The 15185-nt window shown below is 72.5% G+C and carries 15 protein-coding genes; 7 read left to right on the plus strand and 8 right to left on the minus strand.

The window, feature by feature from the left end:
• Positions 1-30: 30 nt before the first annotated feature.
• The gene (gene glpX, locus ACSMXO_RS04905; protein WP_455416842.1) at positions 31-1062 is read right to left on the minus strand and encodes a class II fructose-bisphosphatase; all 1032 of its coding nucleotides are present in this window, start codon (positions 1060-1062) and stop codon (positions 31-33) included.
• 176 nt (positions 1063-1238) lie between these two features.
• On the opposite strand from glpX, the gene ACSMXO_RS04910 reads away from it, so the two are divergent.
• Together ACSMXO_RS04910 and ACSMXO_RS04915 are read left to right on the plus strand one after the other, a co-directional pair.
• Positions 1239-1871, plus strand: coding sequence for a DUF4245 domain-containing protein (locus ACSMXO_RS04910; RefSeq protein WP_455416843.1), 633 nt, complete (start codon positions 1239-1241; stop codon positions 1869-1871).
• A gap of 81 nt (positions 1872-1952) precedes the next feature.
• Positions 1953-2759: a hypothetical protein gene (locus tag ACSMXO_RS04915; protein WP_346260384.1), complete on the plus strand. Its 807-nt coding sequence runs from the start codon at positions 1953-1955 to the stop codon at positions 2757-2759.
• Between the two features lie 57 nt (positions 2760-2816).
• Here the strand turns inward: ACSMXO_RS04915 and ACSMXO_RS04920 are convergent, their stop codons facing one another.
• Both ACSMXO_RS04920 and xseA read right to left on the minus strand, forming a co-directional pair.
• Positions 2817-3053, minus strand: a complete 237-nt coding sequence (locus ACSMXO_RS04920) for an exodeoxyribonuclease VII small subunit (protein WP_346260385.1) — start codon at positions 3051-3053, stop codon at positions 2817-2819.
• Positions 3054-3113: 60 nt separating this feature from the next.
• Entirely contained in the window at positions 3114-4334 is a 1221-nt protein-coding gene (xseA, locus tag ACSMXO_RS04925) for an exodeoxyribonuclease VII large subunit (RefSeq protein WP_455416844.1), read from the minus strand.
• Between the two features lie 102 nt (positions 4335-4436).
• Here xseA and ACSMXO_RS04930 point away from each other — a divergent pair, with 102 nt between their 5' ends.
• Both ACSMXO_RS04930 and ACSMXO_RS04935 read left to right on the plus strand, forming a co-directional pair.
• Positions 4437-5468, plus strand: coding sequence for a 4-hydroxy-3-methylbut-2-enyl diphosphate reductase (locus ACSMXO_RS04930; protein WP_346260387.1), 1032 nt, complete (start codon positions 4437-4439; stop codon positions 5466-5468).
• Between the two features lie 55 nt (positions 5469-5523).
• The gene (locus ACSMXO_RS04935; RefSeq protein ID WP_455416845.1) at positions 5524-5988 is read left to right on the plus strand and encodes a hypothetical protein; all 465 of its coding nucleotides are present in this window, start codon (positions 5524-5526) and stop codon (positions 5986-5988) included.
• A 202-nt stretch (positions 5989-6190) separates the two neighbouring features.
• On the opposite strand, the gene ACSMXO_RS04940 is transcribed toward ACSMXO_RS04935, so the two are convergent.
• A complete protein-coding gene (locus ACSMXO_RS04940; protein WP_455416846.1) occupies positions 6191-6355 on the minus strand; it encodes a flavin reductase in 165 nt (54 codons plus the stop codon).
• 380 nt (positions 6356-6735) lie between these two features.
• Here ACSMXO_RS04940 and ACSMXO_RS04945 point away from each other — a divergent pair, with 380 nt between their 5' ends.
• Positions 6736-6978: a DUF397 domain-containing protein gene (locus tag ACSMXO_RS04945; protein WP_346260429.1), complete on the plus strand. Its 243-nt coding sequence runs from the start codon at positions 6736-6738 to the stop codon at positions 6976-6978.
• 71 nt (positions 6979-7049) lie between these two features.
• On the opposite strand, the gene ACSMXO_RS04950 is transcribed toward ACSMXO_RS04945, so the two are convergent.
• Together ACSMXO_RS04950 and ACSMXO_RS04955 are read right to left on the minus strand one after the other, a co-directional pair.
• Positions 7050-10322, minus strand: coding sequence for a S8 family serine peptidase (locus ACSMXO_RS04950; protein WP_455416847.1), 3273 nt, complete (start codon positions 10320-10322; stop codon positions 7050-7052).
• A gap of 192 nt (positions 10323-10514) precedes the next feature.
• Positions 10515-11696, minus strand: a complete 1182-nt coding sequence (locus ACSMXO_RS04955; protein WP_455416848.1) for a DNA recombination protein RmuC — start codon at positions 11694-11696, stop codon at positions 10515-10517.
• A 71-nt stretch (positions 11697-11767) separates the two neighbouring features.
• Here ACSMXO_RS04955 and ACSMXO_RS04960 point away from each other — a divergent pair, with 71 nt between their 5' ends.
• Positions 11768-12526, plus strand: coding sequence for a hypothetical protein (locus ACSMXO_RS04960; protein WP_455416849.1), 759 nt, complete (start codon positions 11768-11770; stop codon positions 12524-12526).
• A 151-nt stretch (positions 12527-12677) separates the two neighbouring features.
• Entirely contained in the window at positions 12678-13292 is a 615-nt protein-coding gene (locus tag ACSMXO_RS04965) for a hypothetical protein (RefSeq protein ID WP_346260392.1), read from the plus strand.
• 27 nt (positions 13293-13319) lie between these two features.
• Here the strand turns inward: ACSMXO_RS04965 and ACSMXO_RS04970 are convergent, their stop codons facing one another.
• Both ACSMXO_RS04970 and ACSMXO_RS04975 read right to left on the minus strand, forming a co-directional pair.
• Complete coding sequence (locus tag ACSMXO_RS04970) at positions 13320-13997, minus strand: response regulator (RefSeq protein ID WP_455416850.1); 678 nt, start codon at positions 13995-13997, stop codon at positions 13320-13322.
• 40 nt (positions 13998-14037) lie between these two features.
• Positions 14038-15177: a sensor histidine kinase gene (locus tag ACSMXO_RS04975; RefSeq protein ID WP_455416851.1), complete on the minus strand. Its 1140-nt coding sequence runs from the start codon at positions 15175-15177 to the stop codon at positions 14038-14040.
• Between the last annotated feature and the right edge of the window lie 8 nt (positions 15178-15185).

Raw genomic sequence — 15185 nt, forward strand, 5'->3', positions numbered from 1 at the left:
CAGGTCCGGCCGACGGCCTCCCGGCCCGGGCTACTCCTGCTCGGCCAGGGGCCGGCCGTCGAAGTCGATCGCCGAATAGAGCGCCAGCTTCTCCAGCCGGTGGTATGAGTCGATCACCCGGATGGTGCCGCTCTTGGAACGCATCACGATCGACTGGGTGTACGCGCCACCGGCCCGGTAGCGGACCCCGCGCAGCAGGTCGCCGGAGGTGATCCCGGTGGCCACGAAGAAGGCGTTGTCGCCGGTCACCAGGTCGTCGGTGGTGAGTACCCGGTCAAGGTCGTGCCCGGCGGCGAGCGCCTTCTCCCGCTCCTCGTCGTTCTGGGGCCAGAGCTTGGCCTGCATCGCCCCGCCCATGCACTTCAGCGCACAGGCCGCGGTGATGCCCTCCGGGGTGCCGCCGATTCCCATCAGTACGTCGACGCCGGACTCGCCCCGGGCGGCGGCGATGGCCCCGGCGATGTCGCCGTCGGAGATGAACTGGATGCCGGCGCCGGCCCGGCGGATCTGCTGCACCAGGTCCTTGTGCCGGGGCCGGTCGAGTACGCAGACCGTGACGTCGGAGACCTCGGTGCCCTTGACCTTGGCGATCCGGCGCAGGTTCTCCGCGACTCCGGCGTTGATGTCCACGGCGTCCGCATAGACCGGGCCGACCGCGAGCTTCTCCATGTAGAAGACGGCGCTCGGGTCGAACATCGCGCCGCGTTCGGCCACCGCGAGCACGGCCAGGGCGTTCGGCATGCCCTTGCTCATCAGCGTGGTGCCGTCGATCGGGTCGACCGCGACGTCGACCTCCGGCCCGGTGCCGTCACCGACCTGCTCACCGTTGAACAGCATCGGGGCGTTGTCCTTCTCGCCCTCGCCGATCACCACGACGCCGCGCATCGGGATCGAGTTGATCAGCTTGCGCATGGCGTCGACGGCCGCGCCGTCGCCACCCTCCTTGTCGCCCCGGCCGACCCACCGGCCAGCGGCCATCGCCGCCGCCTCGGTCACCCGGACGAGGTCGAGGGCCAGGTTGCGGTCCAGGTTCTGTGGCACCCGGGTACGGGTGTTGGTCATGTCGGCTCCTCCTCGCGGCACTGCGGGGTGGCCCGGCACAGCGCGGCGCGCCGCCGCCGGCCTTGTCAGGAATCCTGACACGCTGGTCAACTTAACGCCGGTTCGGGGGGCCGGTGTCCGGATCCCGGTAACCGGTGGGCCGAAGGCCCTGCCGGCGAGGCTGTCAAGATAGAGGGGTGAACTCCACCCAGCCTGCCGACCGTAGCCCGGACGACCAGCTCCCGGGCGAACCCGACGCGGCCCTCGCCGACCGGTCGGAGGGCGCCGGGCCGGGCGACGAGCGGGTCGTACCGACCGCGATCAGGTCACAGCGGTCGACCAAGGACATGGTGATCTCGCTGCTGGTCCTGCTGGTGCCGATCGCCGTCGTGATCGGCTTCGGCCGGATCGTCCTCGACGCGGACCAGCCGGTGGTGGTCGATCCGGCCCCCGCGTTCCAGGAGGCCCGGGCCGCCAACGCCTTCCCGGTCGGTGAGCCGACCGGCCTGGCCGACGGCTGGCGCACCGTGCTGGCCGAGTTCCGTCGGGAAGCCGGCGGTGCGACCCTCCGGATCGGCTACCTCAGCCCGGACGGCGACGGGGTGCAGCTCGTGCAGAGCAGCCTGCCGGCCGACGGGCTGCTGCGGGCCGAGCTGACCCGCGACGGGCGGCCGCAGGGCACGGTCGAGGTGGGTGGCCGCAGTTGGCAGCGTTACACGGCCCGCCCCGACGAGTCGGCCCTGGTGCTGCTGGAGCCCGGCCGGACGGTACTGGTCGTTGGTCGGGCGTCCGAGGGTGAGCTGCGGCAGATAGTCGCTTCCCTGCGGTAGTTGTCCGGTATCGGTACGCTTCGTGTCTGCCATCACGGTGGGCACACGCCTGCCGGGCAACCTTCTGGGGAGGGATCGACAGTGACATTCCGACGTTGGGGCGTCGCCACGATCGCCACGTTGGCCCTGTTCGCGCCGGCTCTGACGGCCTGCGCGGGCGCGGGCACCGAGCCGAGCGCCTCCGGCTCCGACTCGCCGGCGATTCCGACGGATGCCAAGGAGGCACTGCTCGCGTCGACCAAGGAGATCACCAAGGGTAACTTCAGGTTCAGCATGACGGGCAGTGACCTCGACGGTCAGGGCGTCGTGCACCTGCCGAGCAAGAGCGCCCAGATGACCATGAAGGCCGGCAGCGACGGGTTCTCGATGGACATGGAGATCGTCTACATCGAGCCGGAGAGCTGGGTGAAGTTGACGATCACCGGTGCCGAGGGCGTACCGGGGCTGGAGAAGCTGAACTCCGGCAAGTACCAGCACCTGGACCAGTCCAAGATCACGGGTACCCGGGGGCTGGGCTTCGACTTCAAGGACGTCGACCCGGCCGGCAGCGAGGCGCTGACCAAGGCCGTCGTCGACGTGCAGAAGACCGGCGAGGGCGCGTACACCGGCACCATCGACCTGACCAAGGCCACCGACGCCGGCATGGTCGACGAGGACGCGGTCAAGCTGCTCGGCGCCGAGGCGACCAAGCTGCCGTTCGAGGCCAAGCTCGACGCGCAGGGCCGGCTCACCTCGCTGACCATCCAGTTGCCGGCGGTCGGCGGTGGCAAGGCGCAGCAACTGACGGTCAGCTACTCCGACTACGGGGCGGCGAGCCCGGCCAAGGCGCCACCGGCGGCCGAGGTCGTGGAGGCGTCGCCCGAGACGTACGAGCTGTTCAACAAGTGAGTACCGGTGCCGGGTGGGTGGCGCTGCCGCTCCGCCCGGTGCTCCCGGTGCCGGCGGTCAGCTCTGGGTGGTCTCCCGGGCCTGCCGGACGGCGTCGATCCGTTGCCGGGCACCGTCCAGCCAGCCCTGGCAGATCTCGGCCAGCCGCTCGCCCCGCTCCCACAGCGCCAGCGACTCCTCCAGCGAGGTGCCGCCGGCCTCCAGCCGTTCGACCACCGTGGCCAGCTCGGCCCGGGCCTGCTCGTAACTGAGTCCGTCGCCCGGCCCGCTCGCGCGTTCTTCCGTGTCAGTCATGGTGGGTCCCATCTCAGCACACCGGCGCCGGACGCCGGTCCGCACACACCCGTGCGACGGCTACGGCTCGACGACCGCGCCCAGCTCGCCCTCGGCGAGGCGTACCCGCAGCGGGTCACCGGCGGCGACGTCATCCGGTGCCCGTACGACGTGCCCGTCGGCGCGTTGCACGATGGCGTACCCCCGGTGCAGGGTGGCGGCGGGGGAGAGGGCCCGGAGCCGCGCCACGGTGTGCCGGAGTTCCCCGGTCGCGGTGCCGAGCCGGTGCTGCACGCAGCGGACGGCCCGGTCCCGCAGCGCGGTCACGTCGGCGGCCCGCTGGTCGAGCAGTACCTCCGGCCGGGCGAGCGAGGGCCGGGACCGCCAGGCGTCGAGGCGGTGCGCCTCCCGGTCGACAAGTCCGATCATCGCCCGGTCGAGCCGGTCCCGGGCCATCCGGATCAGCCGGGTCTCCTCGCCGAGGTCCGGCACGATCCGCTTGGCGGCGTCGGTCGGCGTCGAGGCGCGCAGGTCGGCCACGTAGTCGACCAGCGGCGCGTCGGTCTCGTGGCCGATCGCGCTGACCACCGGCGTACGGCAGCCGAAGACCGCCCGGCACAGCGCCTCGTCGGAGAAGGGGAGCAGGTCCTCGACGCTGCCACCGCCCCGGGCCAGCACGATCACGTCGATGCTCGGGTCGGCGTCGAGCACCTTGAGCGCGTCGACGATCTGCGGTACGGCGGTCGGGCCCTGCACCGCCACGTTGACCGTACGGAACTGCACCGCCGGCCAGCGGCGCTGGGCGTTCGTCAGCACGTCCCGTTCGGCTGCCGAGGCGCGGCCGGTGATCAGGCCGATCCGGCTCGGCAGGAAGGGCGGCCGGCGCTTGCGGGCCCGGTCGAAGAGCCCCTCGGCGGCGAGCAGCTTCTTCAGCTTCTCCAGCCGGGCCAGCAGCTCGCCGAGCCCGACCTGCCGGATCTCGTCGGCCCGCAGGCTGAGCGTGCCCCGGGCGGCGTAGAACTCGGGCTTGGCGTGCAGTAGTACCCGGGCGCCCTCGGCCAGCTCCGGCGCACCGGCGTCCAGTACGTCCCGGTTGGTGGTGACGGTGAGGCTGAGGTCGGCCGACGGGTCGCGCAGGGTGAGGAAGACCGTCGCCGCGCCGGGGCGCCGGCTGAGCTGCGCCACCTGGCCGTCCACCCAGACCCAGCCGAGCTTGCCGATCCAGGCGCTCAGCTTCTGGCTGACCACCCGGACCGGCCAGGGCTCGTCGGGGGTACTGCGCGGGATGCCGGCCTCGGTCATCCGGTCAGCCTACGGCGGCCACCGCCCGCCCCGCGCCATGCCGGCCGCCCGGCGGGACGGCGGCCCGCGGGCGGGACCACGGGCGGAACGTAGACTGGGCGGGTGACCGAGGCTCAGGCGACACCCCAGACCGGCAAGCGTGTCCTGTTGGCCAAGCCCCGCGGCTACTGTGCCGGCGTCGACCGTGCCGTGCAGACCGTGCAGGAGGCCCTCAAGCTCTACGGGGCGCCGATCTACGTGCGCAAGCAGATCGTGCACAACAAGCACGTCGTCTCCACCCTGGAGCGGCAGGGCGCCATCTTCGTGGAGGAGAACGAGGAGGTGCCGGAGGGCTCGACGGTGATCTTCTCGGCGCACGGCGTGGCGCCGGAGGTCTACGAGCAGGCGAAGGCCCGCTCGCTGAAGGCGATCGACGCCACCTGCCCGCTGGTCACCAAGGTGCACCACGAGGCCCGGCGGTTCGCGGCGGACGATTACGACATTCTGCTCATCGGTCACGAGGGGCACGAAGAGGTGATCGGCACCTCAGGTGAGGCACCCGCGCACATCCAGCTCGTGGACGGTCCGGACGACGCCGACAAGGTGACCGTACGGGACCCGTCGAAGGTGGTCTGGCTCTCCCAGACGACCCTGTCGGTGGACGAGACGATGGAGACCGTCGCCCGGCTCAAGCGCCGGCTGCCGCTGCTCCAGTCGCCGCCCAGCGACGACATCTGCTACGCCACCCAGAACCGCCAGCACGTGGTCAAGGAGATCGCCGCCGACTGTGACGTGGTGATCGTGGTCGGCTCGCGCAACTCGTCCAACTCGGTGCGGCTGGTCGAGGTGGCGGTGGACGCGGGCGCCCGGGCCGGCTACCTGGTCGACTACGCCTCGGAGATCTCCGACGATTGGCTGGCCGGGGCCAGCACGGTCGGCCTGACCTCCGGAGCGAGCGTCCCCGACGACCTGGTGATGGAGGTGCTCGACCATCTCGCCGCGCGGGGCTTCACCGACGTGACCGAGGTGACCACGGCCGACGAGCGGCTGACCTTCTCGCTGCCGCAGGACCTCAGGCGCGACATGAAGGCCGCGGCGGCCAAGGCGGCGGCCGAGCAGGCGAGCCCGCTCGCGGCGAGCGCCGCCAACGGCTGACCGGCCGGGCGGCGTGGCGCGGAACGGGCGGCCCGGCGTACGCGTCGAATCTGCCATGACGACGCGGTGGATGGTCGGTGCGGTGCTGGCTGCCGGGCTGACCTTCGGGGCGTGCGCGGACTCCGGCTCGACGCCGCCGAACGGATCGGGAGGAAGTCCGGTGACCGTGTCCCCCTCGCCAGACCCGGCCTCGTCAGGCCCGTCAGGCCCGTCAGGCCCGTCCGGTCCGTCCGGCCCTGGTCCGACCAGCCCCGGCGGTCCGAGCGCGGATCCGACCGCTCCGACCAGACCACCGCGCGGCGGGGCGGCGCCGGGCGGTACGACCACGCTGCGCGGGACGGTCCAGGCCGGGGTCGAACCCAACTGCCTGCTGCTGGACGGCTATCTGCTGGTCGGTGGCCCGCGGGACGTGCTCACCGCCGGAGCCCGGGTGACGGTCGTCGGCGAGGTACGCCCCAATCTGATGACCACCTGCCAGCAGGGCACCCCGTTCCAGGTCCAGAGCGCCACCCGGGGCTGACCGCCCGGAGGGGCTGACCGCCAGGAAATGGACGGGAGCCGCATGGGAGGTACGGCGGCCGTTCCGGCTCGGAGGCATATGCCCGGTGAGCGTGATACCACCATGTCATCACGATGACTCGGTGGTATCACGCTCGAGCGAGATACCGGTCCTGGGCGGGCCGACGCCGGATGTCCGGGAGGCCGGATGTCCGGGAGGCCGGTCAGCGGCGGCGGGGTACCCAGTAGAGGATCTGGCCCGCGAGCAATGCGGGGTGGACGTCGGGCAGTTCCCGCAGGGCACGGGCGAGCTGGGCACCGAGGTACACCATCAGGCCGACCCGGTCATTCCGGAAGGCGGTCACGAGCGCCAGTCGCGCTGCTGGCACGGCCAGGGAATCCCGCAGGCGCGACAGCGGTACGACGGGTGCGCCGGGACATGCCGGCGCCAACGCTCCTGCGGCCCGATCACGCCTACCCCCGACCGACCCGCTCGCCACGTCGGGCGCGGTACTCCCCGGCCCGGGTCAGGCTGCCCGCCCGCATGTTGGACAGCCGCGGGTGCGACCCGACCTGGGCGTCCGGATCGTGGGCTGTTACTACCCCGCCATGGGCAGTAACAGCCCACGGTCGGGCGGGCCGGCGGTTGCGCATCCGCTCCCTGGCCGGCGTGGACGTGTCGACGTGCACCGGCCCGGGTGCCTTCGCACGGACTGCCGCCCGGTACTCCGCATTGGACAGCGGCGGCGTGGGCGGTGGCTGGTAGGGCATCGGGACGAGTTCGACCGAGTCGGGACAGCGCCAACGCGACCCGCATCGGCAGTACCGCCAGAACCGGCGCCAGCCCGACGGTGACGCTGGAGTACGAGCAACACGCCACCATGGTCCGAAGCTTCGAGCTGACGGTGGTTCCTGGGCTGCTCCAGACAGCAAGGACCGGCAGGGGCCAGCGCTGGCGTTCGGGCCGATCGCCTGGCGCGCGTTCCTCGACGGGGTGGCCCGGCGACGGTAGTAACCCCAGACGTCGAACGGGGTCCGTCCCGGGCTGGGACGGACCCCGTTCGGTGCAGTGGATCGTCGAGGTCAGTTCACCGCGTCGACCTTCACCAGGGCGTTGCCGACCACGGCACCGTCCACGGTGACGACCTTCATCTCGCCGGAGAGCTGCCGGCCGGCGGCCGGAACCGTCAGCGCGGTCACCGAACCGGTGATGGTCGTCGTGTCCTGGTACGCCAGCGATTCGTAGGTCGCCGGCACGGACAGGTTGCCGAGGGCGGGGGAGAAGAACACGTCCCGGTAGTCGAGCTGGGTGGTACCGGCCGGCACCGAGTACCCCTCGACCTCGATCTCGTAGGTCCCGGCCGCCGGATTGGCCAGCGAGACGGACTCCTCCGAGTCACCGTCGGCGTCGAACGCCACCCGTACGCCGTCCTTGTAGACGTAGAGGTCGAGGTCGGCACCGGGGTCACTGGTGTTGCCGATCGCCACGTCGAGCCGGCTGGCCCCAGCCGGCACCGCCACCTCGTAGCTCAGCACCTCGTGGTGCCCGATGCTCGGCCGCGCCTCCACGGTGCTGCCGAGCGGCCCGCCCGAGCCGGTGACGACGACCGGACCGAACTGGTTGGTCAGCTCCCAGTCGACCGGGGTGGGCTCCCCGGCCTGCACGCTGAGCAGCTCGGTCTCGTCCGGGGTGACCTCGACGCCCTGCACCCGGGCCTGGATCTGGTACGGGTTGCCGAGCAGCGGCGACGTACGCCGGGACTCGACTTCGATCTCCCAGACGCCCGGGATCGGGTTGTCGTACGACCGCTCGTCCGGCTTGCAGGCGGCCACATCGGAGAAGTTGGTGAAGCAGGCCGTGCTCACGGTGTTGTCCACCGGGATGCCCCACGGGTTGATCGCGATGAACCGGGTCTGCGAGCCGGGGGCGATGCCGGTCAGGTTTACCTGCAACGATCCGGCACCCTCCGGCACCGTGACGAAGTACGTCTTGAACAGGTTGCGGTCCACGTTGCCGCCGGCCGAGAAGGAGAAGTTCTTCTTCTTCGGCACCTCGGCGACCGTCACGACGTTCATGAACTCGAAGTCCACCGCCGGGGTCGCCGGGTCGTCGACCTCGACGATCGCGCTGTGCGCCCCGACGCCCGCCTTCGCCTCGACGCTGAACGTCACCGTCTTGCCCAGCGGCAGGTCCAGGTGCTCCGGCAGGTTGCCGAAGACGTTGCCGGTGTCGCCGACCAGCCGCAGGTCGTGCCGGACGGTCCCCTTCGGCCCGCTGTTCCGGGTCACCTTCACCTTGTAGGTCTTCGCCGCGTTCGGCTTCTGCCCGCCGGCGCCGACGGCGCACCGGTTGTAGATGCCGGTGCCCCGGTACGGGGTGGCCAGCAGGTCCGCCAGCGGCGTGCAGACCGGGGCGTCGACCGTGTAGCCCCGGGTCTCCAGCGCGGCACCCGCCAGCAGTTGCCAGGCGGCCGGTACGTTGAGCTGCCCGTTGCCCTGGCCGTGCGCCGGTACCCCGTCGATCCAGGATGCCGACGAGTAGATCGCCCGGCGCAGCGCGGCGGTGGTGACCAGCTTGCGGTTCGCCTTGGCGGCCGAGAGCAACAGCGCGATGCCGCCGGTCACCTGCGGGGCGGACATCGACGTACCGTTGATCATCTGGTAGCCCGGCGGCAGCGGGTAGCCCGCCTCGGCCACCGGGTTGCCCGGCAGCCAGAGCGGGGTGGTGGAGATCGCCGACCCCGGTGCGGTGATGTTCGGCTTGAACCCGCCGTCCTCACGCGGGCCGCGCGCGGAGAAGTAGAGGAGCTGGTACGGCGTGCGGGTCTCCGAGCCGTAGTTGGCCAGGTAGCTCTCCTGGCTGATCCCGGCGGCGACGCTGACGATGTCGCTGACCGTGGAGGGGTCGCCGATGGTGTTGATGCCGGGGCCGTCGTTGCCGGCCGAGAAGACGAGCTGCACCCCGAGTTCGTTGACGATCCGGTTGTAGAGTTCTGCGCGCAGGTCGCTGCCGTCGTTCATCGACCCGAGGCCGCCGATCGAGATGTTGACCACGTCCACGTCGCGGTTGACCACCAACTCGACCATGCCGTCGGTGAGCGCGGCGAAGGTGCAGCCGCCGCCCCAGGTGCAGGCGCGGGCGGAGACCAGCTTCGCGCCGGGCGCCCCACCGTCCAGGTTGGCGTTGCCGAACATGTCGTTCGCGGCGGTGATGCCGGCGACGTGCGAGCCGTGCGAGTCCTCGACCACCCCGATGTTGACGAAGTCGTACGCCCCCGGCAGGCCGGCCGGGGTGGTGTCCACGTCCTCGCGGAACTCGACCACGAACGGGGTCTGGTCGCGTACCGGGGTGTCCGGCTTGTCGGTGCCGAAGTGGCCCACGTCGTAGCGCTCGGCGTACGGGCGCATCACCGCGTCGTCGGTGAAGTCCCGGTTTCCGTTGGCGTCGACCCGGATGTCGTGGCTCGTCGGGTCGTAGAGGATGCCGAACAGGTCCGTGGTGTCGCCGTCCCGGTTGATGTCACCGGCCGGGGCGCTCCCGGCGGTGATGGACTCGGCGAACCGGTTGATCCGGTACGTCCCGGCCGGCGCCGTCCAGGCGGCACCCGCGTAGCTGAAGCTCGGGCCGGTCACCTGGTCACGCATGATCCGCCAGGTGGCGTCCCCGTCGAAGATGGGGTCGGTGGCGGTGAACCAGTCGACGATCTTGCGCTCGCCGGTCGAGGTGGTCTGCAACGACGGGTGGTCCAGGTCGACCCCGGTGTCCATGATGCCGATCGTGACGCCCCGGCCGTCCCAGCTCGGATGCGCGGCCTTGAAGTCCACCGCCCCGATCTCGTGGGTCGGCATGTACGGGTTCCGGGCCGGCGTGTCGGCTCCGGGACCGGACACCGCCGCCTTGGCCCGCGCCTGTGCCCGGGCCGGCGTGGGGGTCGGCTCGGGCTCCGGCAGCTTGACCTTGTCGTCCAGGTCCGCCGCCGCGACGCCGGGCAGCGCCGCGGCGGCCGGCACGGCCGAGGTGGGTACGCTGGCGCGGACGTAACCGACCTGGTCGGCCCGCTTGGCGATGATGCCGCCGAGCTTGCGCAGCCCGGCGACGACGGCGGCCGACCGGCCCTTGTCGGCCGCGATGAGCAGCGTCACCCGGGATTCCTTGCGGGACTTCGCCTCGGCGAGCAGTTCCAGGTCGCGCGGGCCCAGGGTGTCGGTGGGACCGGACTTCAGGGTTTCGGGGGCGGCGGTCGGATCGGCGCTCGCCGGGGTGGCACCGGTGGCCAGGGTCAGGCCGCTCAGGACCACGACCGAGGCGAGTACCCCGGCGGAGGTCCGTCGGCGCCAGGCACGGGATCTACTCACGTTCATGTCCTTCGGGAGAACAGGCCCTACAGCGCAGGGCACACGTGACCGGAATCCTCGGTCGCCGTGCACATGCCTGTCACTATCGCGCTCCGCGTTGTGACCACCCCGTGATCTGAGTGGACCGATCGGCGCGGTAGCTGGGCGGATCGGCGTCGATGACCGGCTGAACGCCGGTTCCGATTCGGACGGTCAGAGCTGGGTCGGCCGGGGAATCTCCAGGTGCCGCGCGCTCGGCGGATCGACCAGCTCGGGCGCCTGCGGCTGGCGTGGCGCGGTCTCCACCTGCGGCGGCGCCGGCAGGTCGTCGCCGGCCACGCCCAGCTCGGCGAGCTTGCGCGCGCTGACGAGTACCCGGGCCTCCAGCGAACCCACCGCCCGGTTGTACGCGGTCACCGCCCCGCCGAGCGCCCCGCCCAGCTTGGCGACGTGCTCGCCGAGGGTGCCGAGCCGGCCGTACAGCTCGCGGGCCAGCGCGTGCACCGCCACCGCGTTGCGGGCCAGCGCCTCCTGCCGCCACGAGTAGGCGACGGTACGCAGCAGCGCCACCAGGGTCGCCGGGGTGGCCAGCACCACGTTGCGGGCGAACGCGTGCTCCAGCAGCGTCGGGTCGCGTTGCAGCGCCACGTCGAGGAACGGGTCCGCCGGCACGAAGAGCACCACGAACTCCGGGGACTGGTCGAAGGCGGCCCAGTAGGACTTGGCGGCCAGCGCGTCGACGTGTGCCCGCAGGTGCCGGGCGTGCGCGTCCAGGTGCCGGTCCCGGCCCTGCTCGTCCCGGGCCTCCATGGCGGTCAGGTACGCGTCGAACGGTGCCTTCGCGTCCACCACCACCGAGCGGCCGCCGTGCAGCCGGACCACCAGGTCGGGGCGGACCACCTGGTGCTCGGTCGCCGCGGTCACCTGCTCGGCGAAGTCGCAGTGCTCCAGCATGCCGGCCGCCTCCACCACCCGGCGGAGCTGGTGCTCGCCCCAGCGGCCGCGTACCTGCGGGGCGCGCAGCGCGGCGACGAGCTGCTTGGTCTCGGTACGCAGCTCGCCGGAGACCGCCGTCATCGCGCGGACCTGCTCGCGCAGCTCGGCGTACGCGTCGACCCGGTCGTGCTCCAGCTCGGCGACCCGCTGCTCGTAGCGGCGCAGGGTCTCGTGCAGCGGCGCCACCGCCCGGGCCACCGCCTCCTGGGACTGGGCGGTCGCCTCGTAGGAGAGCGCCCGCATCGACTGCTCCAGCCGGCCCTCGCCCTCCCGGGTGGCCCGCAGGGTCGCGTCCAGCCGGGCGATCTCGGCGGTCGACCGTGCGGTCGCGGCCAGCCAGCCGATCGCCCCGCCCGCGACGAGGCAGACGATCACCACGGCCACGGTCGAGAGGTCCACCTCACAGAGCATGCCAGGCGCCCGGCGCAGCGGCGCGAGTACTCGCCGGTGGTGGTGGGTACCGTGGGGTGATGGGCGAGGTGTTCTGGTTCCTGCTGCTGGTGGTGCTGCTCGGCGGTGCTGTCCTCTGGTGGCGTCGCGAGCGCGCCGCCCGGCAGGCCCGGGAACTCGCCGACGCGCGGGCCGAGGCCGGTCGCTGGTACGAGCGGCTGGGCGGGCAGTTGATGAACCTGCACGGCACCGAACCGGCGGTCCGGCAGGCGCTGGCCGACGCCGGGGAGCGCTACAACGCCGCCGGTGCCCAGCTCGAACAGGCGCGCAGCGTCCGGCAGTACGAGCTGGCTCGGGAGACCGCCCTGGAGGGGCTGGCGTACGTCCGGGCGGCCCGGGTGGCGCTCGGCATCGATCCGGGGCCGGAACTGCCGCCGCTGGCCGCCGCCCGGGGCGTCGGTGCGGTCACCGTGCCCAGGGAGGTGCAGGTCCAGGGCGAGACGTTCCGGGCCGGGCCGGACCCCGGGGCGGGGACGCCCTACTACTACCCCGGTGGGCGGATGCAGGGCCGGCCGGTGCCGGCCGGCTGGTATTCGACGCCGTGGTGGAAGACCGGCCTGGCGGCCGGTGCCGGGGTGCTCGGCGGCGTGCTGATCGCCGACGCCCTCTTCTCACCCGCCTTCGCCGATCCGGGGTACGGCTCCGATGCCGGCTACCAGGAGGGCGTCGCCGACGGCGCGGATGACGGCGGCGCGGGCGGGGCGGCGGATCCCGGTGCCGGTGATTTCGGCGGCGGGGATTTCGGCGGCGGAGACTTCGGCGGCGGTGGAGACTTTTAGCGGTACGACCGGATTGTCCCGGGGGTCTGTCCGGTCTTCGGGCTAACCGTCCGGCGGATGGTAGGGCTGACGGGATGGTCCTTGCGAGGGCCAGCCGGCAGAGTCGTCAACTGTGAGCGTTGACGTGGAGACCGTAGGGAGGCGCCGGCTGGTGATTGCCGGACGCTGGCTGACCAGCCTGGCTGTGGCGGGACTCGGGGTCGTGGTGGTGACCGTGACCGCACAGTCGATCGACCGGTTCCACTGGTGGGCCGGCTTCGTGCTGGTACCCGGAGCCCTGATCGCGGCGTCCGGCGGACCCCTGCTGGCCCGCGGCGGCGGGCGCGCGTTCGTCGGATACCTGCTGGCCTGCGTCGGCGGACTGGTCTTCGCGGTCGGCGCGATGCTGATGCTGGGGGTGATGGGGCGCGGCTGGCCGTTCATGATCACCCTTCCGGCGCTGGCCGTCGCCGGCACCTATCACTGGCGGTCGCCGGATCCGCTGCCCCGGGCGTTCCACCGCACGGTCGCGATGCTGGCGCTGAACACCGCCGCGCTCGGGATCACGTTCCTGCTGCTGGTCAACGACGCGGTGGACTTCGGCTCGACCGGCTGGTGGGGCGGCTTCATGATGGTCGGCGGCGTGATCATCCTGGCCAACGGGCTGGAACTGCTCCGGCACCGGATCCAGTACCGGGCCCAGGCCGTCACCCTGGCCGTCGGCCCGGCGGTGATCGCCTTCCTGCTCGGCCTGCGCTTCCTGCGCGACTGGCCGTTCCAGTTCTGAGCCGGGCGCCGTCCTCCAGCGGACCGGTCAGCGCTCGTCACCCGGGCGTACGATGCCCGCCTCGTAGGCGAAGACCACCACCTGGACCCGGTCCCGCAGGCCGAGCTTGCCGAGGATCCGCCCGACATGGGTCTTCACGGTCGCCTCGGAGACGGTGAGCAGCCCGGCGATCTCGGCGTTGGACCGGCCCCGGGCCACCTCCACCAGCACCTCCCGTTCCCGGTCGGTCAGCCGGTGCAGCCGCTCGTCGACCGGGGACCGCCCGGTGGACGGGTCCGGCAGGTGTGCGGCGAAGGCGTCGATCAGCCGCCGGGTCACGCTGGGCGCCACCACCGCGTCGCCGGCCGCCACCGCCCGGATCCCGGTGAGCAGGTCCGGCGGGGGTACGTCCTTGAGCAGGAACCCGCTCGCCCCGGCCCGCAGCGCGGCGAAGACGTACTCGTCGAGGTTGAACGTGGTGAGCACGAGGATCCGGGCCGGGGCGCCGGACTCGATGATCTGCCGGGTCGCCTCGATGCCGTCCAGCACCGGCATCCGGACGTCCATCAGCACCACGTCCGGGCGGAGCGTACGGGTCATCGAGACGCCCTGCGCACCGTCGCCGGCCTCGCCGACCACCGCCAGGTCGGGCTGGCTCTCCAGCACCATCCGGAAGCCCAGCCGGAGTAGCGGCTGGTCGTCGACGAGCAGCACCCGGATGGTCACGCCGCCTCCCCACCCCGCCCGGTCAGCTCGGCCGCCCGGGTCACGTCGTCTCCTCGTCGTCGAGCCGCAGCCGGGCCCGTACCCGCCAGCCGGGGCCGTCGGACCGGGGCCCGGCCTCGACCTCCCCGCCGTACGCGGCGGCCCGCTCGATCATCCCAGCCAACCCGTGCCCACCGCTCGACGCCTCGGCGGTACGCCCGGCGCCGTCGTCGAGGATCTCCAGGTGCAGGCCGTCCGGCCGGGAGTACAGCCGGATCTGCACCTCGGCGGCCGGGCCGGCGTGCTTGAGGGTGTTGGTGAGCGCCTCCTGGACGATCCGGTAGACGGCGAGCCCGGCGCCCGGACCGCAGGCCAGCGGCGCGTCGTGCACGGTCAGCCCGACCCGGAGCCCGGCGGTGCGGACCTGCGCGACCAGCGAATCCAGGTCGCCGAGGCCCGGCTGTGGCGCCCGGCCGACCGCCTCGTCGCGGAGCAGCCCCAGCAGCCGGCGCATCTCGCCGAGCGCCTGCCGACCGGTCGCCGACACCTGGGCCATGGTCTCGGCGGCCCGCTGTGGAGCCGTACCGGCGGCGTAGCTGGCGCCGTCGGCCAGCGCCACCATCACGGCGAGGTTGTGCGCCACGATGTCGTGCAGGTCCCGGGCGATCCGGGCCCGCTCGGCGGCGACGGCGAGCCGGGCCCGCTGGTCCCGTTCCCGTTCCAGCCGGCGGGCCCGCTCCTCCAGTTCGGCCAGGTAGGCCCGGCGGATCCGCACCGTCACCCCGAGCAGCACGGTCGCGGCGAGCCCGCAGGTGATGAAGCCGAGTGAGGTCCAGTTCGGCCCGCCCGGCAGCAGGAGTACGACCGCCGGGATCTCGGTCGCCGCGACGATCGGCCAGACGTGGCGCTGCGGGCGGTACCGGGCGACGGTGTAGATCGCCACCGCGACGACGAGTTCCGGGTGGACCCCGTTGACCCGGATGCCGACCAGCACCGCCGAGACGATCGCGAGGCCGTACACCGCCCAGCAGACCAGGACCGGGGCCTGCCGGCGCCAGACCAGCGGGGCGTGCACGGCGACGAACCAGAGCCAGGCGTCCACTCCGGTGCCGGCCAGCGCCACCGGTCCGCTGGCCAGCCCGAGCAGCAGGACCAGGCCGGCGTCGACCCACCGGGGATGCCGCCGGAGCAGGTCAGACATCCACGCCG

Source organism: Plantactinospora sp. DSM 117369 (assembly GCF_053764795.1).

Excerpts from the sequence above, each read along its gene's own strand:
- glpX (WP_455416842.1), bottom strand. The coding sequence starts at position 1,062 with ATGACCAACACCCGTACCCGGGTGCCACAGAACCTGGACCGCAACCTG.
- ACSMXO_RS04920 (WP_346260385.1), bottom strand. The coding sequence starts at position 3,053 with ATGACTGACACGGAAGAACGCGCGAGCGGGCCGGGCGACGGACTCAGT.
- xseA (WP_455416844.1), bottom strand. The coding sequence starts at position 4,334 with ATGACCGAGGCCGGCATCCCGCGCAGTACCCCCGACGAGCCCTGGCCG.
- ACSMXO_RS04935 (WP_455416845.1), top strand. The coding sequence starts at position 5,524 with ATGACGACGCGGTGGATGGTCGGTGCGGTGCTGGCTGCCGGGCTGACC.
- ACSMXO_RS04960 (WP_455416849.1), top strand. The coding sequence starts at position 11,768 with ATGGGCGAGGTGTTCTGGTTCCTGCTGCTGGTGGTGCTGCTCGGCGGT.
- ACSMXO_RS04975 (WP_455416851.1), bottom strand. The coding sequence starts at position 15,177 with ATGTCTGACCTGCTCCGGCGGCATCCCCGGTGGGTCGACGCCGGCCTG.